Below are 26,622 nucleotides of genomic sequence, written 5' to 3'. Positions count from 1 at the left end.
ATGAGCACCAAAGATGCAGGCACATTAAGATGTAGTTTTTGTGGTAAAGGCCAAAAAGAAGTTAAAAAGCTAATCGCAGGCCCTGGCGTTTATATCTGTGACGAGTGTATTGATCTCTGCAATGACATCATTGACGAGGAAAAAGAGCGCGAGACGTCGGTGAAGGGCACCTTCAAGGTCCCTAAACCACAAGATATCAAAAACTACTTGGATGATTATGTCATTGGACAGCTAAAGGCTAAAAAAGCTTTAGCGGTAGCAGTTCACAATCACTACAAGCGTATCAATGCTCTTAGCAATGGTAAAAAGGGCACGGACGTGGAACTCCAAAAGTCGAATATTCTTTTGGTAGGTCCAACGGGTTCTGGAAAAACATTGCTAGCGCAAACTATTGCTAAAATTTTGAACGTTCCATTCGCAATGGCGGATGCAACAACTCTCACAGAGGCAGGTTATGTCGGTGAAGACGTTGAGAACGTTGTATTAAATCTTTTGCAAGCTGCGGATTACGATGTGGAAAAGGCTCAAAAGGGCGTTATCTATATCGATGAGATCGATAAAATCTCTCGTAAATCTGAGAACCCATCTATCACTCGCGACGTGAGTGGTGAGGGTGTACAGCAAGCACTTTTGAAAATTCTTGAAGGCACTGTTGCGAACCTTCCTCCAAAAGGTGGTCGTAAACATCCTCAGCAAGAGTTTATCCAAGTCGATACTTCCAACATCCTCTTCATCGTGGGTGGTGCGTTCGTAGGTTTGGATAAGGTGATTGAAGGTCGTACGACTAACAAGACCATGGGTATCGGCGCTAATATTCGTACTACTGCTGAAAAAGAAGGTGGCGAAAATATCCTGCAAAAACTTGAGCCAGATGATTTGGCGAAGTTCGGTTTGATTCCGGAGTTCATCGGTCGTTTGCCGGTTTTGGCGGTATTGGATCCTCTCGAAGAGTCAGCTTTGATGGATATCTTGGTTCAACCGAAGAATGCGGTGACAAAACAATACCAGAAGCTCTTCAGTTTTGAAGGCGTGGAGTTGAAGTTCACTGAGAAGGCTTTAAAGGCGATCGCTCAGATGGCTTTGAAGCGTAAGACAGGTGCCCGCGGTCTTCGTGGTGTCATTGAGTCTGCTATGTTGGACATTATGTTTGAGATCCCATCCAAACCAAACGTCAAGGAATGTATCATTGACGAGAAGGTGATTAACGATGGGGCGGCTCCTAAACTAGTCTACAAGACTGAAGACGAGATCCGGGCGGAAGCGGCCAAAGCCGACAGTGACCCCGCGGAAAGCGCCTAGTTTTTAATTGTCAAATCGTGTGCACAGACCCGAGGAAAAATTTTCCTCGGGTTTTTATTTTTGCATAAGAGAATCTTATTCAAGACATGACCATTCTTTGTTCTTTGACGGTCTGGTTTTCGTGATGCACCTGGAACATCAATATTTCCTTCCCTGAATGGTCACAGAACCATATACTGATTAAGAACTAATGGGAGGGTTTACGGATTAACCCCCCACTCATCCTCAAGGGTCGTAATAAAGACTCAGGGGGATAATATAACCACAGGGAGGGTCCTAAAATGAGTGAGAACGCCAAGGTCCAACAACTTCCACTTCTGCCTCTAAGAGATCTCATCATTTTTCCGCATATGATGATGCCTTTGTTCGTAGGCCGCGATAAGAGTATTAATGCTCTTGAAGAGGCGATGAGCAAACAAACGGACATCGTTCTTGCTGCACAAAAAGATGCGAAGACGAACAATCCAGAGCCTAAAGATATTTATCAAATTGGAACTATCGCAACAATCATTCAACTTTTGCGCATTCCAGATGGCACTGTGAAAGTTCTTGTCGAAGGTAAAAGACGTGTTCGCATTAAGAACTTCGTTACCAACGACAATTTCTTCCAGGTTCAATGTGAAGAGATTCCGGAAGAGTCTGACAGCCCAGTAGAAGCGGCAGCGTTGGTTCGTTCCGTTAAAACAACTTTCGAAACATACGTAAAACTCAACAAAAGAATTCCACCAGAAATTCTGATGAGAGTTTCTACGATCGAAAATCCAGGTGAGCTTGCCGACATTATCGTTGCGCAACTTAACTTGAAGCTTGAAGACAAACAAAAAGTTTTGGAGATCCACGACCCTTCAAAACGTTTGGAACATTTGTTGAACTTGATGACAGGCGAGATCGAAATCCTCGAAGTCGAGAAGAAGATCCGCACTCGCGTGAAAAAGCAAATGGAACGTTCTCAGAAAGAGTACTATTTGAATGAGCAAATGCAGGCTATTCAAAAAGAACTTGGCGAGAAGGACGACTACCAAGCTGAACTTCAAGACCTAGAGACTAAAACTAAAGCTAAGAAAATGTCTCAAGAAGCTAAAGACAAAGTCATGAAGGAGATCAAGAAGCTTAAGATGATGTCTCCTATGTCTGCGGAAGCGACAGTCGTTCGTAACTACATCGACTGGGTATTGTCTTTGCCTTGGGCTGATTACACAGAAGAAAAACATGACGTTAAGAACGCTCAAAAGATCCTTGATGATGATCACTGGGGTCTAGAGAAAGTTAAGGAAAGAATTCTTGAGTACTTAGCTGTTCTTTCAATCTCTAAAAATATGAAGGGTCCTATCCTTTGTTTGGTAGGTCCTCCAGGGGTTGGTAAAACGTCTTTGGCAAGATCCATTGCAGAGTCTTTGAATCGTCCATTTGCACGTATCTCTTTGGGTGGCGTGCGTGACGAAGCTGAGATCCGCGGTCATAGAAAAACATACGTGGGTGCGATGCCAGGTAAAATCCTGCAAGCTCTTCGTAAAGTTGATAAAGGAAATCCACTAGTTCTTCTCGATGAAATCGACAAGATGGCGAATGATTTCCGTGGTGACCCAGCTGCAGCGATGCTTGAGGTTTTGGATCCAGAGCAAAACTCTTCATTCCAAGATCACTATTTGGAGTTGGAATACGATCTTTCAAAAATCATGTTCATTGCAACGGCGAACTCTTTGCATACAGTTCCAAGACCTCTCTTGGATCGTATGGAGATCATCAGCCTTGAAGGTTACATTGAACAAGAGAAGTTCCACATTGCGAAGAACTACTTGGTTCCGAAGCAAATCGAAAATCATGGTTTGAAAGACTACAAAGTTTCAATCCCAGAGAAAACGATTCGCGATGTGATCCGCTACTACACGAAAGAAGCGGGCGTCCGTAACTTGGAAAGACAATTCGCGAATGTTTGCCGTAAAGTGGCTAAAGACATCGTGATGTCTCAAGCTATGGCAGACATGAAAGACACTGGTAAGAAATCAGGGAAGAAAGCAAAAGCTTCTTCTTCAGCGAAGAATGCAAAAACTTCCGGTTACGTGGTAACTCCGCAAAAACTGGTAGAGCTTTTGGGTCCGCACAAGTTTAGATTCGGTAAGATCGAAGAGCAAAACGAAATCGGTCTTACAAACGGTATGGCTTGGACGGAAGTGGGCGGGGACTTGCTTGCAGTTGAAGCAAGCGTTGTTCCTGGTAAAGGCAAATTCACTATCACCGGTCAACTTGGTGATGTGATGAAAGAGTCTTGCTCGGCAGCGATGAGCTACGTACGTTCTCGCGGACCTCTCTTCGGTTTGGATAAGGATTACTTCTCTAATATCGACGTGCACATCCATCTTCCAGAAGGTGCTGTGCCTAAAGATGGTCCTTCAGCAGGTATCGCATTGACGACAAGTATTGTGTCTTCAATCACGAAGATCCCTGTGAAGAGAACTGTAGCGATGACTGGCGAGATTTCTTTGAGAGGCCGCGTTCTTGCGATCGGTGGCTTGAAAGAGAAGATCCTGGCAGCTCACCGTGGCGGTATTAAGATGATTATCTGTCCTAAAGAGAACGAGAAGGATCTGAAGGACATTCCTAAGGAAGTAATGAAAGAGTTGAAAGTGATCTTGGTAGACCACGTGGATCAGGTTCTGATCAACGCTTTGGATATCAAGAATCCAAAAGAGCTCTTCAAAGTCCAAAAGGAAACTGATTATGGTGTTAAGGCCCAGTACACAGGCCAATCTTTGCACCAGCATCACTAGGTTTTGCATAAAAACTAGGCATAATATACGGGGGTCCAAGTGGCCCCCGTTTTTTTATTCACAAAGTGCTCGAAAATAAGGCAACGCTAGCAGTCACTGGATTGACGTATTATTAAGAATCTGTCAGAAAGTGACCTCGTTTGGTTATTTTCAACAGGGATGCCTTTTAGTATGAGCGCAATTGATCGCACCTTTGAAGTCGGAAAGTTGTACTGCGATCGCGGTGACTTCAAGACTGCTATTGGCCATCTCAAAGAGGCTTCCCAAGGCTATTTCGCCGACAAAAACTTCTCTGGTTACCTGAAAGCTATTAATCTTCTTCTTCGTATCTATGCGGAAATGGAGATGTTTGATGAAATTCACCAAGCCAAGGAAAAGCTGCAAGACCTCGTATTGAAAGAGGGCTTCGAACTCAGCTCTAAAACTTACTACACCTTGGCTGTTTGTGCGGCTTTCAAAGACCAATCCGATACGGCGTTAGACTACCTTCAAAAAGCACTTTCTATTGCATTGGCTTCCGATAACAAAGAAGACATTTGTTATGCGATCTTTGGTTTGGCGGCAGTTTATGCTCGTCCAACTGTCGGCCGTTATGCTGACGCCCTTAAAGAAATTTACAACTTGGAAGTGTTCTTCCAGGTTTATCACATGCCGGAATTGAAACTTGCTTGCGAAGTTTTGAATGCCGACATCTTGATTCACCTTAAGAAGTACGAAGAGGCCATCGAAGTATTATGGCGCGCGTACGATCAGATTAAAGCAACAAAGAATCTGACAGCTATCGTGAATCTCCAAGTTTTGCTGGGTCGTTGCCATCTTGAGATGGGCGACAAAGAAATGGCCCGTTTGTATTTGGGGCTAGCAAAACGTGCCGTCGATGCGGAGAACCTAATCCGTATGGCAAAAAGAATTGATAAGTATCTTGAAAAGCTGGGTGGCGAGTCTCAGAACAGTTTCGACTTGGTCTTTGATGAATCCAACCATGCAGTCGTTGAACGCAAAATAGGTCGTATTGATTTCAAAAATCAGTTCATCCTATTGGATCTCTTGAGATTGTTTATGCAAAATCAAGGGGTCGTGTACTCGAAAGAGTACCTGGTCGAAAATGTTTGGAAACAGGCATACGATCCGGCCGTTCATGACAACAAGATTTATGTGACTATTAAACGCTTGAGAAAACTTATTGAGCCTGACTACGAAAAGCCGAAGTATATTTTCCGAGCGAAGAATGGTTACTACATGAATAAGAGTGCTAGAGTTTCATTTGATCACTAGGTGAGAGGGGCTCCTAATGGTTCGCACAATTAAGTTTTTTCAGATGTTGTTGATCCTAAGTAGTATTGTCTTCGGTACTGCCGCGATGGCTGTGTCCGAGCAAAATTACGAGCAGTTTTCCTGTTCTGCGCCGACTGGCGGAGCCGGTGGCGGTGATGGCGGTGGCGACATCATTTGGCCTTGGGACTTTGCTGTTAAGTTCCCATGGGAAAATGTGCAAGGTGTCTGGAGGGCGGAAAAGGATGGAAAGATCCTTTACTACATGTTCCGTCGTGTTCAGGCGAAACGTATTAAAATTAGGCAAATTGACGTAGAGACTTGTGAAGTGATCGGGACCGGTCAGGGCTATGAAACTGCTAAAACAGTGATTGCAGCTCAGATTATGGATACGGTAACTCGTGAATCCTATAACTTCACTCTGTACGCATTTAACGAAGAGGATTCTCCAGAACCACCTATTTCGAGTAAGGCGGGTACGGAGCAGGTAATTGTGGTTCGTATCTACCCATTGTTCTCTTCAGAACCTGAGTTCGCGGCACAAATGGTAAGAATTTCTGACCGTTTAGAGCTAACGTGCGGACCTAATGAGAAAAAGATAAAGTTCTAAAAAATCTCTTGGCAAGGACGGCTAATGTTGTTACAAAAGCCGTCTCTTCAAAAGAGTGCGATATAGGGAGTTAGCTCAGTTGGTAGAGCGCCACCCTTACAAGGTGGATGTCGCAGGTTCGAATCCTGTACTCCCTACCAAATTAACCCGCGTGATAGCGGGTTTTTTAGTTTTAAGCCTCTGTTTTTCCTTACCTTCTCCATTTCTCTGTTCTCTTTCAAAAATCTGAAAAAGTCCGATTTGCGAACTATTGCGAACCGTCCGCCGTAAAAATTTTCTGTCCAACCTTCGTTTGAATTTCCTGTAATCGTCCGGCTCTCGCTTTGGCGTAGCGTTCGGTTGTGGCAATACTCTTATGACCGGCCAGTGTTTGAGTGACCTTGATGTCACCACTGGTTTCCTGAGCTTCAGACAGCGAAGCATGTCTAAGAATGTGGGTTCCACTGAACGGGATGCCAGCGGCTTTAAAGGCCTTGTCGTAGGCGTGCTGGATCGACCGATAGGTTGGCCAAGTTCCATCTTTCAAGAGGAACAGGGGGCCCTTGCGAATCCCCGTGAGCATGGTCCACTCCTTGAAAAGGGTAACTAGAGGGGGACTCATTCCAATTCTTTTCCCCTGGTTGGTCTTTGACCCCTGAACCAATTCGCGCGAACAACCTTTGATTCGACGGAAGACAATCTTCTTACTCAAGGTGACGGCGTTTGCAACGAAGTCAAAGTCCTCATGGTGAAGAGCGACTGCATCTTGAAGGCGTGAAAAGGTGAAGTACTGCATACCTGCTAAATAGTAATAAAATTTGTCTTCCTCTTTTTTGAGTTCCGCCAAAAAACTTTTTACCTGTGCAGGGCTGAGATCTTTTTGAACGAGAGCGACTTCTTTGATTTTCAAATTGTCACGATGCCTTCGCAAGAAGGGCATTCTGTATTCGTGATCAAAGGTCTCGTGATAATAGCCCAGTAGAGTTCTAAGGAACGTGTATTCATGTTCAAAGTTACACCTTCTAGAACAGTGTTGGGCCAGTTGCTCAGGGGACTTAAGCCATGCAAGCCACGAGTCGATTGCGAACACGTTGATTTCCGCGACAGGTATTTCCCACAGTGGAGCGAGGAATTTGCAATAGCTCTTATACTTATCCCGAGTGGTCACTGACTTGTGAATAAGTTCGTTGCGTGCATACACCTCAAAGAGATCTTTAAGTCTCATCGAGTTGTTTGCAGATGATGCCTGCGTGCTAGTGAGCGGTTGTGCAATTGGATCTTCTGACAGGGGTTTCCCTTCTTTGAAAGCTTTAGCTTCTTCAAACGAGTCAAAGTGGCGCTTGGTGCGCCGCCTGCCCTGTAGAGTCTGCTCATACCGAGCGACGGCATAGCGCCCGCCACGTTCGGGCTCATTCCAAGCTGAGCCATTGATGGATACAAGTACCTTGTAAATACCGGGGAAGTTCCTGACCGATTTACACTTGCGTTTCATTTCTTGATCTCTCTTTCCTCAATCCACTTATTGAGAGAAGCGACCTTAAAGCGAACCCCCCTGACCCCGATTTCAACAAAAGAGATTTTCCTTTTTGATTTGAGTCGGCGTAGGTAGGACTCGCAAATTCCGAGATACTGAGCGGCCTTTTTGTAGTCTAACAACTGATTTTCAAAGAACACTTGAGTTTCACAAACCTTTTGGTATGTGCGTAGGCGAGGACTCTGATGTTGGATATTCTTTTCGTCAATGCTGAGTGTAGAAATTCCTTTCACGTGCATTCATCTTTCCTTCCAATCCAGTTTAAATTCCCGTCCATGAAGTAAAAACTTCGTTTGATATTAGCCTTTGTGCTCATAAAATATCTCATTTAGATTTTTTGAACATTTCATGGCCGCTATGATTTTTCTAAAAGGTCTCGTTCGCTCTTATACGAGGGAAAACCGCATCTCATCGGTTTGGATGCTGAAAGCAATCTAATGCCTTTAGGCCTACTTGGATCATTAAAGGACGGCAGAAAATTTCTGTCGTAAAAATAGCCAAGTAGTTCTTTGACCTCATAGGTTTTCTCTTCAAATATTTTGCGCCCAACTCGAGGGCATTTTTTATTGAAGGCACATATGACTTTGGCTAAAGAGGCCTCATTCACTAGAAAATGAATATGGGGGCATTCTTTGGGGCCGATACTTAAAACGCGAATATAAGGCCCTGCTTTGGCTCCTGATAGAGCTTTAGATAGCCGAGCACTATCAGCACATAAACGCATCCATGGATCTGCTGGAGCTGAGTTTTTTGGCCAAGAAAGAATCAGGTGAAAATTGAGATTCTTACTAAGAGCATATCGAGTTCCGGCTTCCATGAAATAGGACCGTCGCCGTTTCACACATTTGTTGCAAGTCATGCGCTTACAAGGCCTAGACACTCTACACTTGTATTTGTATTTTCTGGAATTAAGCGTCCCTCTCGGGCTTTTGAACTCTTTCATAGTAGAGCCACTATTTTGGAGACAAGAAATTAGTTCTAATTGCTTCTATAATTCGCCCCTCAAGTCCTCGATCACCCAGTGCTTTGAGTAGGCGCCCACGTAAGAACTTCCAGTTTGGGCTGTCGCCAAGTTCTTGCTCTACGGCATCAAGAATCATTGAACGGTACAGATCAATGATTTCCTTAATTTGTTTTTCAAGTGAGATTGTATTGGGTGTTTGTTGATTCACTTTTCCTCCTCACAGGCGAGTAATTGCGAGAGGAACCATTCCAATGCCAACCCACCCGTAACGAGAGGTTTAAGGCTATGGAAATAAATTAGCGATCCTCTCTTTAACGCCAGTGTCGGCATCGAGTTTAAAGAGAGGTTGAAAAGCGATTTTATGCCTATTTCTTAGCCGCTTTTTCTTCCTTGTTGACGCGGTCTATTCGTGATGAAAGGGCTTTAAGCGAAATACCTTTGAGCTGTTCCGGTAATAAATTTGAATGCCTTTCTAACAGTTGATGTGTCTTTTTAATGCTGCGATCACAAGACAAGTACACCTTATGCAAACCGATATTAATTATCTTATCGGCGGGAGACCTCCCAAAATCTCTTTTCTCAAAAAAGCTCTCGGCCTCCGGAAACGCGTCTTGTCCATTAACTAGTTTAGGGCGAGACGAATAGAAATCTAGATAGACCTGTACCTCTTTTGAAGACGAGCTGAGAACTGCATTAATTTTCTTTAAGGTCGTTAGTACATCGATTTCTTTTAGAGGTTGATATTCATCAGAGACATTTTTGATATGTGGCTTGGCTATCGGACTTTTTGTCTTTTTAATAGCGACTTCTAAGGTTTTACTAAATTTTTCGAACCCATTTATGAGGTCTTTTGAAATTTCTTGGAGTTCATTTATACGGTTCAATTCTTTTGGGGCATAAAGGCGGATTTGTGTTGCATGACTATTCTGCGACATAGAGCTGAATGCTTTTAACATTTTGAAGAGAGCCTCTTCAGCTTGTACAGCACGTTTAATTTTTGCCAACCATCCCTCCATCCATTTTAAAGCAAGACGCTATCCTAGTTATCAATAAAATCTTTGAGCAACATTTCTATTACCGAAGCCATTGAAACATCTTCTTTTTTGCATTTTTCTCTAAATGAGTTAAGTAAATCGACATTAAGGCGAAAAGTTATATTAGCCTTCTCTTCAGACTTTTCTTTTTCTTTTAAAGCTTTAACTATGTGTTTCGACGAGATTTTAGCCATTCTACATCTCCTTAATACAATATAATTGTACAATGCAAATTAACATTGCAATATATAATGCATTATGTTATATTAAATTATGAGAGTTGCGACATATTCACGCGTTTCGACCTTACATCATGACCAAAAGCCAGAAGTGCAGATAAGTGAGTTAGTAACCTTTTGCGAAGCTCGTGGATGGCCTATTGAGCATCAAATTGTCGATCATGGATTTAGTGGCTCGACCGATAATCGTCCTGGCCTAAAGCGTCTTATAGCTTTGGCTAGAGGAAAGGAAATAAATGTCATTGTCGTCGTAAAGCTTGATCGCCTTTTTAGAAGTTTGAAGCATCTCGTATCGACGTTGGAAGAGCTAGAACAACTAGGGGTTCAATTTATAAGTATTCGTGATCAGATCGATATGACTACAGCGACGGGAAGATTGATGTTGCACATTGTGGCGGCGTTTGGTGAGTTCGAACGTGGTCTAATTCGAGAGCGTACCATAGCTGGGCTAGTGCATGCCAAAGCGAACGGACAAAAGCTCGGTCGTCCTCAAGTTCATAACAAGGAAGAGATAGTGCGCTTAAGACTAGAGGGAATGACCTATCGTGAAATAAGCAAAGCTATGAACGTCTCGATAGGCACAATTGCGAATGCCCTTAAGGACGTTCATAAAACGTCCATAAAAGGCTGAAGGGCGTCTGTGTTCATAAGACGGTCGTTAAATGAACTATTCGATATTGAAGGGTGTTCATACTTATGAACGACTTGTTCACGATAGTGGATTTCTTAATTAGAAGGGCAGAGTATGCCGATTCATCTATTTGGAGGAGTCGAACTTGAGTCTAAATAAAAACCTTCAAATTATCTTAAAGCAAAAGAATTGGAATCTAAGTCGTCTGGCAAAGGAAACTGGGATTAACAAGTCGACGTTGCATGCTTGGACCGTAGGCCGAGGAAATATCAAACTAGAGTATCTTCGAAAGGTAGCCGTTGCCTTGGAGGTATCGGTTCATAAACTCGCTTATGGCGAACCTGATCCATTTGAAGAAGTTAGCGAAGAAATTTTGAATGAGATCTTTTCTGGTGATGTGAGAGTAACATTGCATCGAATTGAGCGTCGGAGAGCAAAATGAAGAAGTTAGTTTTCATTTGCCTTGTATATCTATTGGGCTGCTCTACAGCGGTTATAAAAACCCCTGTCAACAATGTCGGCGAACTTAAAGAAGCAATTAGAGACAATAACTTTTCTAAAGTAAAACATATGTTGGAAGGACAATCCTTTAAGGGAAAAGAACTTACCTTATTTGAAGATCGAAATGGGGCGTCTTATAGATATTCAAGCGAAGCGACATCGTATGCTCTACTTGAACTCGCTATTGCTGGAAAAGACGGTAATAGCTTTGGGCAATCTAGTTATGGAGTGTGCCGTATTGAAATTGTGCAGGCACTTCTTGAGGCTGACCTTCCTCCGCGCGCTGACGACTTGGTAAATGCAGCTGAAGCTCCATGCCCTCAAATTGTTGAGATACTTGTTGAACGGCTTTCGCAAGAAAGAATTGATACGGGAGCGACAAGCTTCTTAAAAGAATTTATTGAAAAAATTCAATTTGGAAATGAAAACAACCGGCGATTCGAAAATTATTCTTTTTATCAAAAAGAACTCGATTTTTTACGTTCAAAAGTGAGTGCAGGCATTTTAGTCAAGATCGACAAAGCCGAAGCTCTTTTGCAGCAATATGTGGCGCGGCCTGCTCAAGACTCTCAGGAAGAAAAACAAAGATTAGAGGCAAAGTATAAAATACCTTTGTGTAAGCAGTCAGACCTCTTTAGCGCGCTATACAGGTCGGACATGGAAAAGGTGGACTCAGGATGTCTCTATATTTTGCGAGGCCCATTTAGAGTGTTACAGGCGGTTAAAGAGGGAGTCCTAGTCACAGTTGATGAATCTTTCTTTTCGGGGGCTAACAACATATTTTTTTTGAGGACTTTTAAAAAGTATGTAGATCAAGAATATATAGGCACGTTATTGGTTAGTTATTTTGGGCCTACAAAATATATAAATGTACTTGGGGTCGAAAAAACTGTTAGGGCATTTCAGTATCTCGAAGACATACAAACCATCCGTGGTGCCGGTTATGGGGAATATAATCTTGCACCACGAGAAACGGGTAAATAGTCATCAGCGGTAATAATTAAGGCGGACCAAATCTTTTCCACATTTCTAGAGTTACAGAGTTCAGGATAAACGGCGGATAACTCCCGAGCTCTTTGTCGTACTTGCGGAGATTTTCAGGACTCAAAGATCTGCGATATTCGACAATCTGCTTCAGATCTTCTTTTAGAGTCGGACCCCAAATGAACCGCTGGTCCTCACGAGCAAAATAGCGGAAATGATCTCGATGAAATTTATCGGCGGAACAGAAGATATGAGCAAACGGTAAGTAAAAGAAATAAAGTATATCAATCAAAGTTTTGTGCTTCTTTCCTGTATTAACCAGGTCGGCGGTTACACCGATAAAGTAAAGAGTCCATATTCGAGCACAGTAGTTTGCATACTCTGCAAAGTGCCGAAAATCGGGTCTTCCTTCGGATTCCCATTTAGCATTCAAAATTGCAGTTTGTTCTGCGGAAAGCGGAACAAACTTGGCTATCCCATCAATCTTCCTCCATTCAAGTTCATCCGTTCTGCTTCTTTTATCGAATGAAGCTGCTATTTCTTCGAAGGAATTTACTTTCATGTTCTCTGGAAAAAGCTGCTGTGACTCTCTTTGGCTACCAGGAAGGTCATAGTTATCGAGTTCGGAGTTGTGCATTTCTGCAACTCGCCGGTCTTGGTCTGTAAATACTCCTTGCGCCCACCTATGAAGGAGCTGTTCCTCTTCTGTAGGCGGTATGATCGCCCCTACCTTTCCATTAGGACGAATTACCTTTGTGGCACCAAACCGGGGAGCTCCGGGCAACAATTTGACGGACGAGCTGAGCAGGTCATTTAGTATCATTAGGCGAGCATCATGCATAACATACGAACTGCTTCCTTGTGCTTTGGCGGCCAAACCGATCACTCGGGTCAGAGCCTTGTCGGGCGTAAAATTAGCTTTCGCGAGGTTGCCCAAAATCTCACGAATAAGAATTGGACTTACAAACACGCAGTAGTGGCGATTGAGGGCCATAGCTTCTTCGGGATTTAGAGATTCCAAAAACGACTTATCAATTAAGATAAACGGGCCCAAGCGGATTCCTTTATGTGCAGATTGCTGATTTGTTAGTTGAGGTTAGATTCTTTTTTGTCCAGTTCAGCGAGCTTCTTCTCAATCCAGACAGCCTGTGAAATTAAATTTTCTCTTGTGAGCTCAGTGCGTCCATTGTGGGGTATAACGATAACGACATTGTTTGGAGTGTCCGTTTCGGCGTTGGAACTATTTTTCTCTAATGTCTGTTTGTGGGCCCCAATTTCTGTGCGTGAACGCTCTAAACGCTCAAGATGCCAGGCGGCGGCTTTCCAGCTACCACCTTCTATTTCTTTGATAATTACTTCGAGATCTTTTAGTTCGGCCTCTGCCTGTGATTTCGTTATAGTGTACGATAATTTTCGAAGTAGAGGAGTTGCCTTATCTCCTTCAGCGAGCCTAAGCCAGCGATATAACGTATCTTTACTTATTCCGCATAGGCCAGCGGCGGTATCTACGGGGGCACCTGCTTGCATGCTTTCGCCTATCTTCCGGATCAATTTTGGAGTTAGTTTTGGTAGAAAACCTTTCGGATAACGAGCCATGCTTGCCCTTTGAAGTATCTATTTTAGCAAAAAAATGAATATTTTAACTAAAAATGAACGCTATATACTTTCTGAAAAGAAAACTTCGGAACTGCTTAGGCCTAAATATGCAAAACATAAAGGCCTCATGTTACTGCTTAATCATTTTTGAAATTTAAATGGGAGTACCTGATTCAAAGTAAACTACGAACACAGCGGTAAAGAAAGTAAATTGTCACCCCAAACACCATCTGCATAAGTTCGAATATAGGGTTTACCTGAAGTGGGATTTACAACACCTACTTGAGCACGCTTACCTGTTCTTGGATCGATAACATAGAAGGTGTGGGTTCTATTGTTAATCCATGCAATGATATCCGCAACTGGTGATCTACCCGAAGGGTTGCCAACATGAGTAATATGCTCGTGAGATTTACCTCCAGATAATGTTATGCAAGTAATTTGTATATCAGCCATATGTCCTCCTTTTATTCTTTAGAAATGTTTCGGCGTTATTTTTAATTTTCTATAAACAATTTTGAATTAAGATAGGCAAATTACATACACTAGATGTTGAAACTAAGAGTTGCGCTCTCTATAGCCCAAAAAGCAACGAACTAAATTTAGATAGTGATGGGGTCTAACTAAGACAATGTCATATTATAGTGCGTAGATAATGAACCATCGTCTTTTGCATTTTTATTAACGAGTTTTGTTGTTTAAGACTGGCATGGGACTAATTTTCTACCGTTTGATTTGAGAAGCGATTTGAAATTTTAATTAGATGTTCGGTCTTTAAAGGACATTTGCCACCCTCAAACCGACTAATTTGCTCGGGCCTAACGCCAATTTCCTTTGCCAGCTCAGACTGTGTTAAATTGGCCAACTGTCTTTTTCGAACAACCCAAGTTCTGAAATCTTCTGAATCCAGGGGTGGAGCTGGGTCATCTTGGATGATTTGAGCCATAACACGGGTAAGCGTATCATCCGGAATCAGTTCAAGAAATCGTAATAGTCTATCGCCCCGCACAAGCTTTATGCTAAGAGACTGAGACTCGTCTAGAACCAAAAAGTCTTCTAAATATTTGATTTTAGTATATTTATCATCAACGCCATGCATTCGTGTTCATTATCGGCATATATTATGCCTAACTTTATGCTTGGACCAACGGCTGTATTGACCTTAACGTACATTGAGCACTAACCGATAAGCTATATAATGGTTTCATAGGGGGGGTGACATTTATGAAGAAACATGACAGAAAGCCAGACATGAATCCAACTCCCGAAATAAATAATCCTAATAATGACCGGGACTCCAAATCTTTTTATGCAAGAGTTTGGGAAGGAGCTTCTACGGTCATCACAGCTGCCTCAGGTGACTTTTCAAGCGTTTTTTCAAAACCTGCCGACTCGGAAGTTAGTACAAGTTTAAACTCTTCGTATAATTCCAAGAAGTTACAAGGCGTAAAAGGAAACTGGAATATTATCGCGCCAAAAGCGGCAAAAAAAGCCATCACTGGCTAAGCTTCAGATTTTAATTGGATGATTTGAAAGTAGGCAGTTTAATTTTAGCTGCGCTATTTGGTTTACCCGGATACCTGTTTGTCCAAATTTTAACAAAGTATTCATTTAAGACTTCTCGCCCTGGAGCAAGTAAAACTGTCTTATTGCTAGCGTCTTTTGTCGGATCGACGGTTTTAGTCTGCCTTTTCGATTCTGAACAAGTAAGACATATTATTTCTGAAATATTTTTTAAAAGATATAGTCCGTTTGATGTTCAGACTGAGTCTCAATATTTATTCAGTACCACTAGGTTTTCCACAGAGTTACTAGACGCTCTATTTAAAAATCAGACACCTAGAAATATAAATACCTTATTAGTCTCTTATTTGGCCTACCTAACAACGTTTTCAGTGGTTTTGGCGGTCTTACTTTCAATATGTTTAAACTTTCTGACGGGTTTCTCAAAGCTTAGCTTTGATGGTTACATCATTGGATTTATTCATTTCGTAGAATATACATTTAGGAAAATTAAGCGCGCATGTACGACTGAAAAAGCCAAGAAACATAAGCTAAATCAAAAGCTTGGATTGGCAGCCTCGCAGGGTAGCCAAAGTACTCGCCAGAATCTCGGTCATTGGCGTGGTCGTATTATAGCAATTTATCAAACGCTCGGTAAGGGGATCAATTTAATATTGGCAGGCACATTTCTGATTTTAGTCGTCTCCTTTTTCATTCTTTTTTTATTAATGATTTGGGGATCCCAGTTTTTAGCGTGGGTTATTGATATACTTCTTTTTGTGTACCACCGGGCGATGAGCTTATTCAGACATCCCAGTGAAGAAATATTTGAGCCAATTAGATTTAAAGAACGTTCGGGTGTACCCATCGTGGAAGTTTATACTCACAACGAGAAGATTAATAAGGGTATATTTGTATCTTTTTTGCCCAAAAGCTCAGAGGAAATTGGAAGTATTACACTGAGAAGTGTTATCCAATATAGTAAGGATAATCAAAAACATTTTTTTGATAGAAGCTCCAGAAAGGTCTATGAATTTCCTAATAGGTATTCACTTTATACGATAGGTTCAGAATCATTTCACGACCTAAACGTTTCGTATCTTAAATACAAAGATTTTGAGTGGAATTTTAAGATCACGGGTCCGGCCTCGATTATAAATCAAAGATGGTATCTGAGAATTATCCTAGAAGAGCACAGATGTCTTTTTGATTTTAATAAGTTTAATGCGTGGGTAGACGTTAGATTTGCCCCTCATTTTTTCTTAGAAATATTGAAACTTCTCGATCAAAGCTTTCCTCGTTTCTATCATGTCTATAAACTCAAAACATTGACGTATGATATGTTGGATATTTGGCGTCAATACAGGAAGGACCTAAAGCAGAAAATAACCACTTTTTCCCCGAAAGAGCAGGAAGACATACTCAAAGCTCAGCGGGAGTTAGCGTCATATCTTTGGAAAATGAGAAAAAGGTTTAGAGCCTTAAGATAAGGTGATTGCGAACCGTTTGCGAACCATATCAGGCTACAAATGGATCGCTCAGTATCTCAGGGTATCGCTTCTCGAAAACGTAAGTGATTGATATTGTTGAATAGTTAAATTATCTCAAATACTTAGGGAGGCGTTCATCGTGACCTGTACTCCCTACCAAATTCAATCCATACATCTGGTCGTAACTTGTTAGCTCCCGATGATTGAATTTGATGATTCTCCCCATCTCTTCCGCGATGGGGCCCCGTAAAAAAACCCGCTTCTGGCGGGTTTTTTCGTTTCTAGGCCTGTCGATCCCTTAGACGGAATCTCATCTTGGAATTTTTCTCTTTGTTAAACTTTAGAACGATTTGTTTTTCTTTGGGCTTATGAAAGACCTTGATAGGGCAAAGTTTAAAAGTTCTTCGGGTCATTTGGCCTGGACACGATTTGCAACGCTTGTGATCCGCCAGGGGCGCGGAAATCCACTAGAATAGACCTATGCGAAGAGAATACGTGATTCTAGGGCTCTGCTTGGTGATGGCGGGCGGATTCTGGGTTGAGAGGTTGTCCCTCCCTTCCGCCGTGGATAAAACCATGGAGCCGTCGGTGCTAGCTCAGCCACGCAGACCAACTTCCTATCAAACCCTAACTGCCGCAGACATCAAAGCAAAGCCTCTTACAACAGAGACAGCACCTATTCAAAAAACCCTCGAAGAAAGCAATGTACGGGCCTCTGATAGCTCAGAGACGTGGCATAAAGTTGGTGAAGAGCATAAACCTGACTTGGACTTTGCATATTCCTGGCAAGAGCATACTAACTACATTTATCGAGAGGCCGGCGTCACCGCTACCGAAATTACTCAATTGAACGATCAAAGCTACGAGCAAGCAGATCCAGAATATGAAGAGATGCTCAGAAAAGCTAAGCAAGCAAACCAAGATGCGGTGGTCGAGGCATTATGGGAAGCACATAGTGTACTTCGTACGCAAGCCCGAGAAAAATACGAGCGTTCTATCTTAGGTGATGAGCGCTATGAATACCTCATCCGTGAAAAAGAGTTGTTCTATGCAGACTACAAGAAAAAATCTGGTCGCGATGTCGAGGTTGTTGGTTGGTGAAGCTGGCTCTTAATGACCTATAGCTTTTCTAGGTTTTCATTCGGAAGAAGTTCTTTTGGCAAGAACTGGCGATCCAAATAGTCTTCTACCTTCATAGGTTTTGTCAGAATTCCTACTTCGATGGCCATAGCGTGGATGTTTTCCATTTCTTCATTCGTTGGTGCAAGACCCTTATAGCTAACTCTGTCTGGTGGTTGATGAAGAACGTAATCGATAAGCTTTTCATCTTGCTTGAAGTACGGAGCTACAAGTTTTGCAGCCTTATCGCGATTTACTTCAGCCCATTCTCCGCTTTCTGCAATTCCACGAACTAGATCCGCGACAACTTCTGGTTGTTCGTCGATAAGTTTTTGGCTTACCACCAAAACGCAAGAAATGAATTTAGGCCAGATGTCTTTGGCGTGATATAGAACGCGGCCAGTGCCGTTGGTTTCAGCTCGAGCAGCATGCGGCTCACCCACGAAATAAGCATCGATAGCTTTTGAAGCCAGAGCGCCCGGCATATCTGGCGGAGCCATCTCAACAAACTCCATAGACTCTGCAGGGATGTTTTGATCTTTCATAAGCTTACGAATCACTAGGTGCTGATTGCTATAGCGGCTTGGGATCGCAAAACGGCGGCCTTGTAGGTCTTTCAACGATTGGGCTTTATCGTCCTTACGAACCATGACAGTGCTGCCATCACGATGACCAAGGTAAACGATTTTTGCAGGAACTCCTTGCTCAACCAATTTCATTGCAAGGGGAGCCACGAAAAAGGTGGCTTTTAGCTTTCCGGTTTTAAACGACTCAGCGACTGTCGGAAAATCTGTAAAACGTTTCGAAGCGAAGTGATACTTTTTCGAAGTTTGCGTGGCAAAGTCCGTTACCGGGCAAGTAAGATGGCAAGTCACTGGCAAGAAACCTACTTCAATGACATGGGAATCAATCTTTTCTTTTGAGCCATCAAGTTTTCTGACAAGAATTGCACCTACAACAAGGGCAAAAATAACGACAGAGGCGATGATTAGATTCTTTTTCATGGGGTCTCCATTTCTTGTGCGATCAAACTTAAGCTTTCTTTAAACTCATTCGAGGTCAGTTGGCGAGGAAAATTTCCAGGCAGTTTCAGATCCTTTTGAACTCGGAACGGGGCTGCGCCTAGTACGACTACTCGATCCGCTACTTGGGCGGCTTCGAACAAGTCGTGCGTGACGATAATTACCGTCGTTTTACGGCTTTTCAGAATTTCAAAAGTCTCTACACGGGTTTCAATGCGTGTCATTGCATCTAAAGAAGAAAAAGGCTCGTCCATCAAAAGCAAACTTGCGCCAGCGGCAAGGCCTCGGGCTATTTCAGTCTTCTGACGAAGACCTCCTGAAAGCTCAAAAGGGAAAAGACCCAAATATTGTTCCAACTTAAAGAGCTGAATTATTTTCTCTGTGGATTCCTGACTGTTACCTAAAGAATAGCGATGACCGAAATCGATATTCTCTTTCACGGTCAGCCACGGCAGAAGGCCGTCTTTCTGAAAGATGGTCAAAGAAGTCAGAGGATTCTTTAATGTGCCTTGCTCGGCCTTTAAGTGACCGGCTACAAGATTTATCAGTGTCGTCTTACCACAACCTGAAGGCCCTAATAGCGCGATCACTTCGCCTTCGTGGATATTCAAATTGAAATTATCAATCAGCTTTGCACTTTGGCGGTAAGAAAAAGAGATATTTGCAAACTCGATGACCTTAGCCATGTTTCCACCTCAAGCGTGCACTGGTTGTAAAGCGGCTAATGACGTAATCCATGGCCCAGCCAGTGATTCCAATGAGTAACATGTAAACCACGATCAAATCCACGCGTAGGCCGTTACGAGCATCGTGAATACCAAAGCCCAGTCCTTGTTTGCCAGCGATCATCTCTGCCGCTACCAGCACCACCCAAGAAATCCCCAGAACCACACGAATAGCTGTTAAAAGATCCGGCAAAATCGCTGGAAGTATGACTTCAAAGAAGTAATTGCTAGGGGACAAGCGGTACTCTTTGCCAACTTTCAAATACAAGACAGGGATTCTTTCCATTGCTGCATTTGTCGCAGTTACCATTGGGAAAACTGAAGAAATATAAATAAGGAAAATCACCGGCATGTCGCCGACACCAAACCACAGAATGGCAAAAGGGATCCACGAAATCGGAGAAACATAACGGAAGAAATTAAAATGAGGACGCAGAGCTTTTCGTGACATTTCAGAGCGAGAAACCAAAAGTCCTAAAAGAACTCCTGAGAGGATCGCCATCCCACCGCCGATGAAGATACGACTGATAGACGCCCACCAGTCACCCAAGAGGCGACCCGAGGTCAGCTCTTCTAAAAAGGCTTTAACCACCATTGCCACTGTCGGGAAAAGGGAAGTCTCAAACATTTGCAGCTGTCCCGCCAGCCACCACAGTCCTAAAAATAGTAAAGTCACTAACAACGCGGGCATTAATTGTCTCCTAAATCCCAAGTTTCAACTAAGCGCAGAGATTCAATTTTGTTTTGTCCCTTGATCTGGCTTTTGTTTGTCTTATCCCAGAATGCGTGAATATCTGCAACTACTTGGACCCGGCTGGCTTGCAATTGTCCCAGTTCGCGGGCCACTTTATAATGATGATACTCTTGAAGGACGTTTTCCACCTTCTTATTTAAATCAGGAACTTGTTTTCGAGTTGTCAGAAGGTAATAAGGTTTTGGATTTTGAACCGCAAGCAAACAAATAGGTTCGCAATGAAACTCTTTTTGCAGAACTTCAAGAATTTGCGAAGCCGTCGCGCTATCCATTTTTTCCCCAACCATATCCACACCCTGAAGACGCCCCATAAACTCAAAGGTTGGTGTTTCTTCGATAAAGCCAGTCACTTTCATTTTGTCCTGCAGGGGATAGCGTAAAAATCCTGAAGACGTCCAAAGGATCGGTTGCACTTCTTGGTCTTTTTCCAGCTTCCACGAAGGCAGAACTTTTCCAGAGGCTAAGCATTTAAATTCGAAGAAATGTGATTCCATCGCCAGAATTTTCTGATTCTGATAAGGGAAGCTAACAACGCCTTCAGTAGCCCAGAGCCCCTTTCCTTGAAAGGCGACTTTTGGGAACAAGGACTTGATATCCTGAGCCCAGAGTTTTGACTGAGCCGAATCCCAAGAACTTACTAAGGCTAGATTTGGCCAAACCTTATGCAAAAACTCTTGAGGTGTTTTTGCAGATTTAATGTCGTCATAGTCAGCTCTTGCGGCTGGCGGAGCAATTAATGACGAAAGATCTTTGGAGTAAGCGCCCCAGCTTCCGCTTGAAAGATCTCTTTGAATTTCTGAATGCAGATTTTGGAGATCTTCAGCGATTTTAAGTAAAAAGCTTGGACTCCAAACAGAGATAAGTGCCAACTCTTTTTGCGAGAATAAATAGGCAAGGCTTGCTCTCCATGCAGCTTCACTGCTAGGAGCGAGTGCTAACGACCCAGGGGCGGCCATGAAGTTTTTCAAAAAAACCTGCTGCCACCATGGGAAGAGTTCTGAATCGTCACTGCTTGTGAGATTGCGCAGTTCTTGCGGCAGCCACGACAAAGACCAATAGTGGGGCCCATTCTTGACGCCAGGAACACTTTGATAAAGATCTCCCATCCAGACGGCCGCCGCTTTGTTAATATCACTTAAGAACTGAGGAGAATATGGAATCCACTTCCGCGCACTTGTAGAGCCGCTAGTTGGCTCATAGCGGGTAACATCAGGGCACAGAATTCCAGATTCTTGTTTTCGTTGCGCTTCAATTAAAGAGTGATACTCGCTGTAGTCACGAAGCGGAATCTTATCAGCTAGCCGCTCGTAGCTTTGTGAAGAGATCTCGCCCCACATACGAGTGGTTGCCAAATAGTCCATGGTTTCAGCAAGCTTCGCTCTTTGTACTTGTTCTAAATTCTTAAGCTTTGTTCGGAAGGATTTTTCAGCACGTGAGTAGTAAAAACCCAATCCTTGATGAATCAGAGAGGTTGAAATCATACCAACCCCATTTCAAAACCGATTTCGGGGGTTTTTAGCTCGCTTAAGTGCTGATTTGAATCTGTAGCAACAGCGTACAGATTTACTGGCACTCTTTGAGTAATAAAGCTTTTCAAGTTAAGCCCCCACCAGTCCGCCACAGACAACATATGATTTGTTTTAAGGAAACTTTTCTCTAATAGAAACTCTAGAAGAGTCTGAACGACGGATGAGGCATCGACGTCAGGCTTTATATTCAAGTGAGTGAGGTAACAAGTCTCGATACTTTGACCAACGCTCGGCATATTATAGCCAAAGACTTTCAGAATTTTAAAAGCCGTCAACAGCATCCCTGGCGCTTGAGTGACGCGCATTCTTTTTGCGGCACTCGGGGACCATGGCAAAGTGACAGCGAGCAATTCACCTTGAGAGTCTTCAATAAGTACAAAGTTTTCCGTTTTAAAGCCGGGCCATACTTTTTTACGTCGGGTCCATTCAGATTCAGAAGATGTATCAAAGACGGCGCCGAAAGATTTTCTTTGTTCAGCCACATCTAAAAATGAGCGAATGCGGTCTTCGTCAGAGGCCTTGGCAAAGCGACCTTGCCAAGGTGAACTTGTTTTGGCAAAAGGCTTACGGCCATAGATATTCACCATGTCGACGGTTCGGAGAAAACGATAGTAAAAGCCAAAGTCCTTTTTTAGTTCGACTAAATTGCGAATAGCTAGGGCATTATCAGCTAAAATGGCCGTTAGAAAATACTGTGGATTTAAAAGTTCTTTGGTGTTCTGAGTGGATTTTAGAACTGCGGCGTAGGTTTTTCGCCAAAGTTTCGCCACGTACTTTGTGCCATTAGTCCTAAAATCGCCAACGTAACCAGCGGTCGTTTTCTGACCCTGGATGTAACGAGATCCCATAGAGATAGAACATATCCCGGAAATTTGTTCTTTATCTAAGCCAAGAATTGTAACTCCAGCAGGACCTTGAAATTCGAGAAGCTTATTAAACTCGGGGCGCCGTTCATAGGTTAGATGAATGCCCGCCACGTTCATGGCGTGCTCTTCCAACATCTGGAATACAGCATTCTGGTGTTTTGAAACCTCGAACTCGCACAAAGAGTCCTGAGACTTCAGGTACTCCCTTAGATCCAAAAATCCCTCTCTCGACTATATTCCATTTTTTCAGGGCTATGACGGTCTTGTGCGCCTGATACGCGCATTTTATCAATGGCTAAATGCAATTCATCCGCAGGAGTTGATTTGTATTCGAACTCGCCGAAGACCTTTAAGTTGTGACCATGGTTTTCCATGATCTCGACGTCTTGTTCAATAACCTGACGGGTGTAGAACTGCATGAAAGGTTTCAAAAGTTTTGTAAAAGGTCCGATGTGGAAACAAATCCAAGTATAAACTCGGGTTTTACAGCGAGTCACAGGTGTGCACTGGCTATTGATGATGAAAAAGTATTTTCCGAATTTGTAATCCACACGCGTGATATTAGGGAAGATGTACTCATCGGTGTGGATCATCGGTTCTTTTTTAGGGTTCAGAATCGATTCCATAAAGCCGATACTGTCTTGAGGCTGCTCATAGGTGACTTTCACCGTGGCTGCCTTAACATCGACTTTCACTGGGACTTTCAAAAAGCTTCTATTGCGGAACCATTTCGAGTGCACAAAGACCGTATGAGGCACATCCATGAAGTTTTGAACCAAAGGTCCGACCTCGTTGTCAAAATCCGTTAGCATGAAATATTTCGCGGCCTTTGGATTAGAGAACTCAGGGAAATTCCAAGGTGGCTCTGCAGTTGCAAGCGCGGGATCCCCGGGCCAAATCCAGACACAAGAATCTTTTTGGAATGTCGGAACTGTAAATCCCTTCCATTGGCGGCGCTTGAGCGACTCACTATTGTCAGGTCCTTCAGAAGGAATTTCGCAAACCGAACCTTGTCCGTCAAACTTCCAACCGTGATAAGGACAACGAAGTTGGCCTTTTTCACAAGTTCCTTTCGAGAGCTGACTTCCACGATGGGGACATTTATCAATAAGCACCGTGATTTTGCCCTCTTCATTTCGGAAAAGGACATAAGGAATATCGTAGACCGTGCGTACGATAGGTCGGTCTGCCGGTACTTCGTGGTCAAGGGCTACGATATACCAATGATTGACGATGTCTTTATCTTTGTCTCTAAGGCTTTGATTCATTTTTTAAAACTACTTTATTGTACGCATTTGTTTTTATATTTTCTAACTTCTCTGGTTCACGACCACACCATTTAATGTTGGCATTGACGTGGTCCACATTTTGACCCAAGCCAAAATGCAGTCTTTTATCGTTCTGAGAAGCGAATCCACTTACTACCTGAACTTCTTGAACGATGCGGAAGAAAGATTGATCTTTTTTATACACGATCAGCTCAACTTGCGTGCCGACAGCATCACGGTTGCAGCCTGGTTTTAAACTTGTAAGTTCAAAACCGACCCATGCATTCGTTTCTTCAGGTTTCACGCCGTCTTTGAGACGGTTCACATAAAAGGTGGCTGCGCCAAATGGGTGGGTGAAAATCAAGTCCCGACGCCCGTGATTCTCAAAATCTGCACTAGCTGCGCCACGCGAGTTTGTCAGTTTTGTTACGCCGACTTGAGTTGCAACATCGACGAACTGCGGTTTTTGATCCGCGCCGCGATTCAAATAAATTCTATTTTGCTCATGCCCATAGATGCAATAGCCGCGAATATCACCCCAACGATTCGCATAGCGGTGAATCGAAGGCGGCGAGCGGGCCACTTTCTCATTCACATACCAGTAGTCAGGGCATTCTTCGGATTTGCGATCGTAAGTATCGTCGACCATGCCGTTAGCCTGAGCGATGTCAACCAAGCCATCGTTGTCGAAGTCTGTTGCGGAAGCTCCCCAACCGAAACGGTTTTCGTTCAGAACTGATTTGTTCGTCGCAGCTTCAACGATGTTCGGATAGAAAGGCTTGTCAGAAGGAGAGAACATCCATAGAAGACTTCCCTCGGCTTGGAACGCGTGATGCACGTTTGAAACATAAACGCCGTAGTTTCCGGTGCGATCAAAGTCGGCGATAGAAACGTTCATGCCTTTGTATGTGTCTTTTCCGATAGAACCAAAGATCGTGCCTTTGATATTCTCGAAATATTTTCCTTCATGGTTGTAGTAGAGGTCATCAGGACCGAAATCATTGGCGACATAAAAATCCGGCCAAGTATCGTTATTGAAGTCCACAACCCCAACTGCCAACGACCAACGAGTTTCCGGTATGCCCCATTTTTTAGAATCTTGTTTTTCAAACTTATGATCTGGAGTTTGCAAAAGAAGAACGTTTTCTCCGCCATTGTTCGACATATGCCAACTATCGTGCATGAAATTAAACATGCGGTTATCACCGTCGTATTCCGGTTGAGGCAGATGGAAGAGGCTTAGGGGGGTAGGCTTATCGTAATCTGGCAAGTCATTCGGCCAAACGTTCATAATCAGCAGGTCCAAAAGACCATCTTGATTGAAGTCAGCAAATGTTGCTGAAATAGACTGAGTTGGAAAATTCAAACCAACTTCGTCAGTCACATCTTTGAATTCAGCTTTTCCACTTTCGCTCAAAAGATTCTTAAGAAGCATTGAGTGGCCAAAACCGACAGTGAGCATCAGATCTTGGTCGCCGTCGTTATCGTAGTCTGAGAAAATACCGTTACTGACAACACCATGCTTAGCCGGGTCTTCGTTGACGGTATTCAAAGCTGGCAGCGGCACACGCTCAAACTTGGCAGGGCCGACATTACGATAAAGCGCATAACGATTGAAAGGTTCTTTAAGAAGGTTCGTTAAGAAGACATCTTGGCGGCCGTCGTTGTCGAAATCTGCCATTGAAACAGAATCCCCGACACTGAGAACCCACTTTGCAATATGTTGCACGCGGGGATCGAGCTTCGCGTAAATGTCGCCCTCTTTATTTGCGTTAAGGCCGGAACTAGCAGGATCAATTTCTACAAAGTTCCAGTTCAGATTATTCAAAGTCAGATGGGGGTTGATAGCTTTGCTATAAACTGTCGTGCCGGCCAAAAACAGAATTCCCAGAACCAGAGGCTGACGATAGTACTTGGAAGTGATGAAACGAGACTTAAAGTAATTTCCAAAACCTTCTTTGCGAGCGGTTTTAAGATGGTTAATAGCCAGACGGCTTCCGCCCACAATCAGAGCCGCATAGAAAAAGGTGTAATAACTTTGGCGAAGGTGCAGTGCCAAATCCACAGTCGCTAGTAAGGCACCCACGATGATTTGCTGTTTACGATCCTTCGGAGACGTCGCAGGATCTGTAATCATAAAGAATGTAAAAATAAAAAATGACGGAGAAGACAATGTTCCCAAGAACAAAGTTTCAAAGGGAAGATGGTGCTTCATGATCCAAGCACGAAGGGCTGTCTGCAAAGAAAACACTAGAAGAAAGCTGCCCACAAGCCACACGCGGTTCACTTTAGGAATAACGAAGATAATTCCTAGCATTATCACAAACAGAGACATGGCGCCGATGCCGTTCCACTGATAAGCAGGTGCTGCGGTCAAAAGCTCTTCGCTGAATAGCAATGAAAGCGAGATCCCCATCATCGCGGGATTCAGCGCATGCTTTCCATTAAACTGGAAAATATACTTGGAACCAATCGCAAAGAAGATTGGTACAAACAGCAAAAAGAAATCATGGCTGTAGTTCATAAGAAAAGAGAGCGAGAAACTTGTGATCATCGCGCTCAGTGGGAATACCCACTTTCTTTTAAACAAGTAAGTCAGAAGCACTTCGACAGTACAGCAAGTCAGAGTTGTCGTGATTGCCTGCAAAGGGCTGCGATTAAAACCGAGGACGGTTAAGCCCAATGCCAGATAAGTAAACAGGATGACTGCGACCGGAATTCGCGGGTCCAATTCTTGGAATTTGGCCCAACTACGTTTAAGAAATGAATCGCCTGTAAGTGCTGAATTTAGTGCTGTTTCTTCCATGTAAATCCCAGGCTATCCTAGGAGCCTAAGCACTTCTACTGTATAGTTTGTGCTTGGGAGTTTGCGGCGTATTTTTGTTCCCATGAATAATGTTCCGGGCCACTGCTAAGACTTGAATTGACCTAAAAA

General features: G+C 43.3%; 27 protein-coding genes and 1 tRNA gene. 11 read left to right on the top strand and 17 right to left on the bottom strand.

All coding sequences use genetic code 11. The annotated features are described in order from the left end of the window. The 5 genes from clpX to ACLWBB_RS19815 all read left to right on the top strand — a co-directional run bounded on the left by clpX (position 1) and on the right by ACLWBB_RS19815 (position 6,089). A complete protein-coding gene (clpX, locus tag ACLWBB_RS19835) occupies positions 1-1,299 on the top strand; it encodes an ATP-dependent Clp protease ATP-binding subunit ClpX (protein WP_413289310.1) in 1,299 nt (432 codons plus the stop codon). Between the two features lie 281 nt (positions 1,300-1,580). Further along, positions 1,581-4,067 carry an endopeptidase La gene (gene lon / locus ACLWBB_RS19830; RefSeq protein WP_413289309.1) on the top strand — a complete coding sequence of 829 codons (2,487 nt, stop codon included), beginning with the start codon at positions 1,581-1,583 and terminating at the stop codon, positions 4,065-4,067. Between the two features lie 171 nt (positions 4,068-4,238). Continuing rightward, complete coding sequence (locus tag ACLWBB_RS19825) at positions 4,239-5,342, top strand: winged helix-turn-helix domain-containing protein (protein ID WP_413289308.1); 1,104 nt, start codon at positions 4,239-4,241, stop codon at positions 5,340-5,342. Between the two features lie 16 nt (positions 5,343-5,358). After that, entirely contained in the window at positions 5,359-5,949 is a 591-nt protein-coding gene (locus tag ACLWBB_RS19820) for a hypothetical protein (protein WP_413289307.1), read from the top strand. A 64-nt stretch (positions 5,950-6,013) separates the two neighbouring features. Then, positions 6,014-6,089 (top strand) — tRNA-Val (locus ACLWBB_RS19815). Between the two features lie 107 nt (positions 6,090-6,196). Here ACLWBB_RS19815 and ACLWBB_RS19810 read toward each other — a convergent pair. The 6 genes from ACLWBB_RS19810 to ACLWBB_RS19785 all read right to left on the bottom strand — a co-directional run bounded on the left by ACLWBB_RS19810 (position 6,197) and on the right by ACLWBB_RS19785 (position 9,654). Then, a complete protein-coding gene (locus ACLWBB_RS19810) occupies positions 6,197-7,420 on the bottom strand; it encodes a tyrosine-type recombinase/integrase (RefSeq protein WP_413289306.1) in 1,224 nt (407 codons plus the stop codon). After that, positions 7,417-7,701 (bottom strand): helix-turn-helix transcriptional regulator, encoded by a 285-nt coding sequence (locus ACLWBB_RS19805; protein WP_413289305.1) that lies wholly within the window; start codon positions 7,699-7,701, stop codon positions 7,417-7,419. The genes ACLWBB_RS19810 and ACLWBB_RS19805 overlap by 4 nt, the downstream gene beginning before the upstream one ends. Positions 7,702-7,817: 116 nt before the next feature. Continuing rightward, entirely contained in the window at positions 7,818-8,279 is a 462-nt protein-coding gene (locus ACLWBB_RS19800; RefSeq protein ID WP_413289304.1) for a hypothetical protein, read from the bottom strand. A gap of 136 nt (positions 8,280-8,415) precedes the next feature. Next, positions 8,416-8,634: a hypothetical protein gene (locus ACLWBB_RS19795; protein ID WP_413289303.1), complete on the bottom strand. Its 219-nt coding sequence runs from the start codon at positions 8,632-8,634 to the stop codon at positions 8,416-8,418. A gap of 157 nt (positions 8,635-8,791) precedes the next feature. Continuing rightward, positions 8,792-9,430 (bottom strand): hypothetical protein, encoded by a 639-nt coding sequence (locus ACLWBB_RS19790; protein ID WP_413289302.1) that lies wholly within the window; start codon positions 9,428-9,430, stop codon positions 8,792-8,794. A 35-nt stretch (positions 9,431-9,465) separates the two neighbouring features. Further along, positions 9,466-9,654 (bottom strand): hypothetical protein, encoded by a 189-nt coding sequence (locus tag ACLWBB_RS19785; protein ID WP_413289301.1) that lies wholly within the window; start codon positions 9,652-9,654, stop codon positions 9,466-9,468. Positions 9,655-9,733: 79 nt separating this feature from the next. Between ACLWBB_RS19785 and ACLWBB_RS19780 the strand changes: the two genes are divergently transcribed. The 3 genes from ACLWBB_RS19780 (at position 9,734) to ACLWBB_RS19770 (ending at position 11,815) form a co-directional block, all read left to right on the top strand. Then, complete coding sequence (locus ACLWBB_RS19780) at positions 9,734-10,330, top strand: recombinase family protein (protein WP_413289300.1); 597 nt, start codon at positions 9,734-9,736, stop codon at positions 10,328-10,330. 145 nt (positions 10,331-10,475) lie between these two features. After that, positions 10,476-10,772: a helix-turn-helix domain-containing protein gene (locus ACLWBB_RS19775; RefSeq protein WP_413289299.1), complete on the top strand. Its 297-nt coding sequence runs from the start codon at positions 10,476-10,478 to the stop codon at positions 10,770-10,772. Beyond that, positions 10,769-11,815 (top strand): hypothetical protein, encoded by a 1,047-nt coding sequence (locus ACLWBB_RS19770; RefSeq protein ID WP_413289298.1) that lies wholly within the window; start codon positions 10,769-10,771, stop codon positions 11,813-11,815. The genes ACLWBB_RS19775 and ACLWBB_RS19770 overlap by 4 nt, the downstream gene beginning before the upstream one ends. 16 nt (positions 11,816-11,831) lie before the next feature. Here the strand turns inward: ACLWBB_RS19770 and ACLWBB_RS19765 are convergent, their stop codons facing one another. The 4 genes from ACLWBB_RS19765 to ACLWBB_RS19750 form a co-directional block, all read right to left on the bottom strand. Continuing rightward, a complete protein-coding gene (locus tag ACLWBB_RS19765; protein WP_413289296.1) occupies positions 11,832-12,869 on the bottom strand; it encodes a hypothetical protein in 1,038 nt (345 codons plus the stop codon). A 32-nt stretch (positions 12,870-12,901) separates the two neighbouring features. Continuing rightward, the gene (locus tag ACLWBB_RS19760; protein WP_413289295.1) at positions 12,902-13,411 is read right to left on the bottom strand and encodes a hypothetical protein; all 510 of its coding nucleotides are present in this window, start codon (positions 13,409-13,411) and stop codon (positions 12,902-12,904) included. A gap of 183 nt (positions 13,412-13,594) precedes the next feature. Then, complete coding sequence (locus ACLWBB_RS19755) at positions 13,595-13,867, bottom strand: DUF3892 domain-containing protein (protein ID WP_413289294.1); 273 nt, start codon at positions 13,865-13,867, stop codon at positions 13,595-13,597. 259 nt (positions 13,868-14,126) lie between these two features. After that, the gene (locus ACLWBB_RS19750) at positions 14,127-14,510 is read right to left on the bottom strand and encodes a helix-turn-helix domain-containing protein (RefSeq protein ID WP_413289293.1); all 384 of its coding nucleotides are present in this window, start codon (positions 14,508-14,510) and stop codon (positions 14,127-14,129) included. A 125-nt stretch (positions 14,511-14,635) separates the two neighbouring features. Between ACLWBB_RS19750 and ACLWBB_RS19745 the strand changes: the two genes are divergently transcribed. From ACLWBB_RS19745 to ACLWBB_RS19735, 3 genes are all read left to right on the top strand, one after another. Then, positions 14,636-14,917, top strand: a complete 282-nt coding sequence (locus ACLWBB_RS19745; protein ID WP_413289292.1) for a hypothetical protein — start codon at positions 14,636-14,638, stop codon at positions 14,915-14,917. A 14-nt stretch (positions 14,918-14,931) separates the two neighbouring features. After that, a complete protein-coding gene (locus ACLWBB_RS19740) occupies positions 14,932-16,404 on the top strand; it encodes a hypothetical protein (protein ID WP_413289291.1) in 1,473 nt (490 codons plus the stop codon). Between the two features lie 480 nt (positions 16,405-16,884). After that, positions 16,885-17,505 (top strand): hypothetical protein, encoded by a 621-nt coding sequence (locus ACLWBB_RS19735; protein ID WP_413289290.1) that lies wholly within the window; start codon positions 16,885-16,887, stop codon positions 17,503-17,505. 17 nt (positions 17,506-17,522) lie between these two features. Here the strand turns inward: ACLWBB_RS19735 and ACLWBB_RS19730 are convergent, their stop codons facing one another. Genes ACLWBB_RS19730 through ACLWBB_RS19700 form a run of 7 tightly spaced genes read right to left on the bottom strand, consistent with a single transcriptional unit; the run spans position 17,523 to position 26,493 of the window. Continuing rightward, entirely contained in the window at positions 17,523-18,527 is a 1,005-nt protein-coding gene (locus ACLWBB_RS19730) for an ABC transporter substrate-binding protein (protein WP_413289289.1), read from the bottom strand. Beyond that, on the bottom strand, positions 18,524-19,231 hold the full coding sequence (locus ACLWBB_RS19725; protein WP_413289288.1) for an ABC transporter ATP-binding protein: 708 nt from the start codon (positions 19,229-19,231) through the stop codon (positions 18,524-18,526). The genes ACLWBB_RS19730 and ACLWBB_RS19725 overlap by 4 nt, the downstream gene beginning before the upstream one ends. Then, complete coding sequence (locus ACLWBB_RS19720; protein ID WP_413289287.1) at positions 19,224-19,961, bottom strand: ABC transporter permease; 738 nt, start codon at positions 19,959-19,961, stop codon at positions 19,224-19,226. The genes ACLWBB_RS19725 and ACLWBB_RS19720 overlap by 8 nt, the downstream gene beginning before the upstream one ends. Then, entirely contained in the window at positions 19,961-21,505 is a 1,545-nt protein-coding gene (locus tag ACLWBB_RS19715) for a GH3 auxin-responsive promoter family protein (protein ID WP_413289286.1), read from the bottom strand. Before ACLWBB_RS19715 ends, ACLWBB_RS19720 begins: the two co-directional genes overlap by 1 nt. Further along, positions 21,502-22,635 carry a hypothetical protein gene (locus ACLWBB_RS19710; protein ID WP_413289285.1) on the bottom strand — a complete coding sequence of 378 codons (1,134 nt, stop codon included), beginning with the start codon at positions 22,633-22,635 and terminating at the stop codon, positions 21,502-21,504. Before ACLWBB_RS19710 ends, ACLWBB_RS19715 begins: the two co-directional genes overlap by 4 nt. Further along, positions 22,626-23,687, bottom strand: coding sequence for a Rieske 2Fe-2S domain-containing protein (locus ACLWBB_RS19705; protein ID WP_413289284.1), 1,062 nt, complete (start codon positions 23,685-23,687; stop codon positions 22,626-22,628). The genes ACLWBB_RS19710 and ACLWBB_RS19705 overlap by 10 nt, the downstream gene beginning before the upstream one ends. Then, a complete protein-coding gene (locus ACLWBB_RS19700; RefSeq protein WP_413289283.1) occupies positions 23,671-26,493 on the bottom strand; it encodes an FG-GAP-like repeat-containing protein in 2,823 nt (940 codons plus the stop codon). Before ACLWBB_RS19700 ends, ACLWBB_RS19705 begins: the two co-directional genes overlap by 17 nt. Between the last annotated feature and the right edge of the window lie 129 nt (positions 26,494-26,622).

This window comes from Bdellovibrio sp. HCB337 (assembly GCF_047302465.1).
Taxonomy (GTDB): domain Bacteria; phylum Bdellovibrionota; class Bdellovibrionia; order Bdellovibrionales; family Bdellovibrionaceae; genus JACMRP01.
Note: the sequence above shows the minus strand (reverse complement) of the source record. Positions and strands in the feature narration are given on the sequence as shown.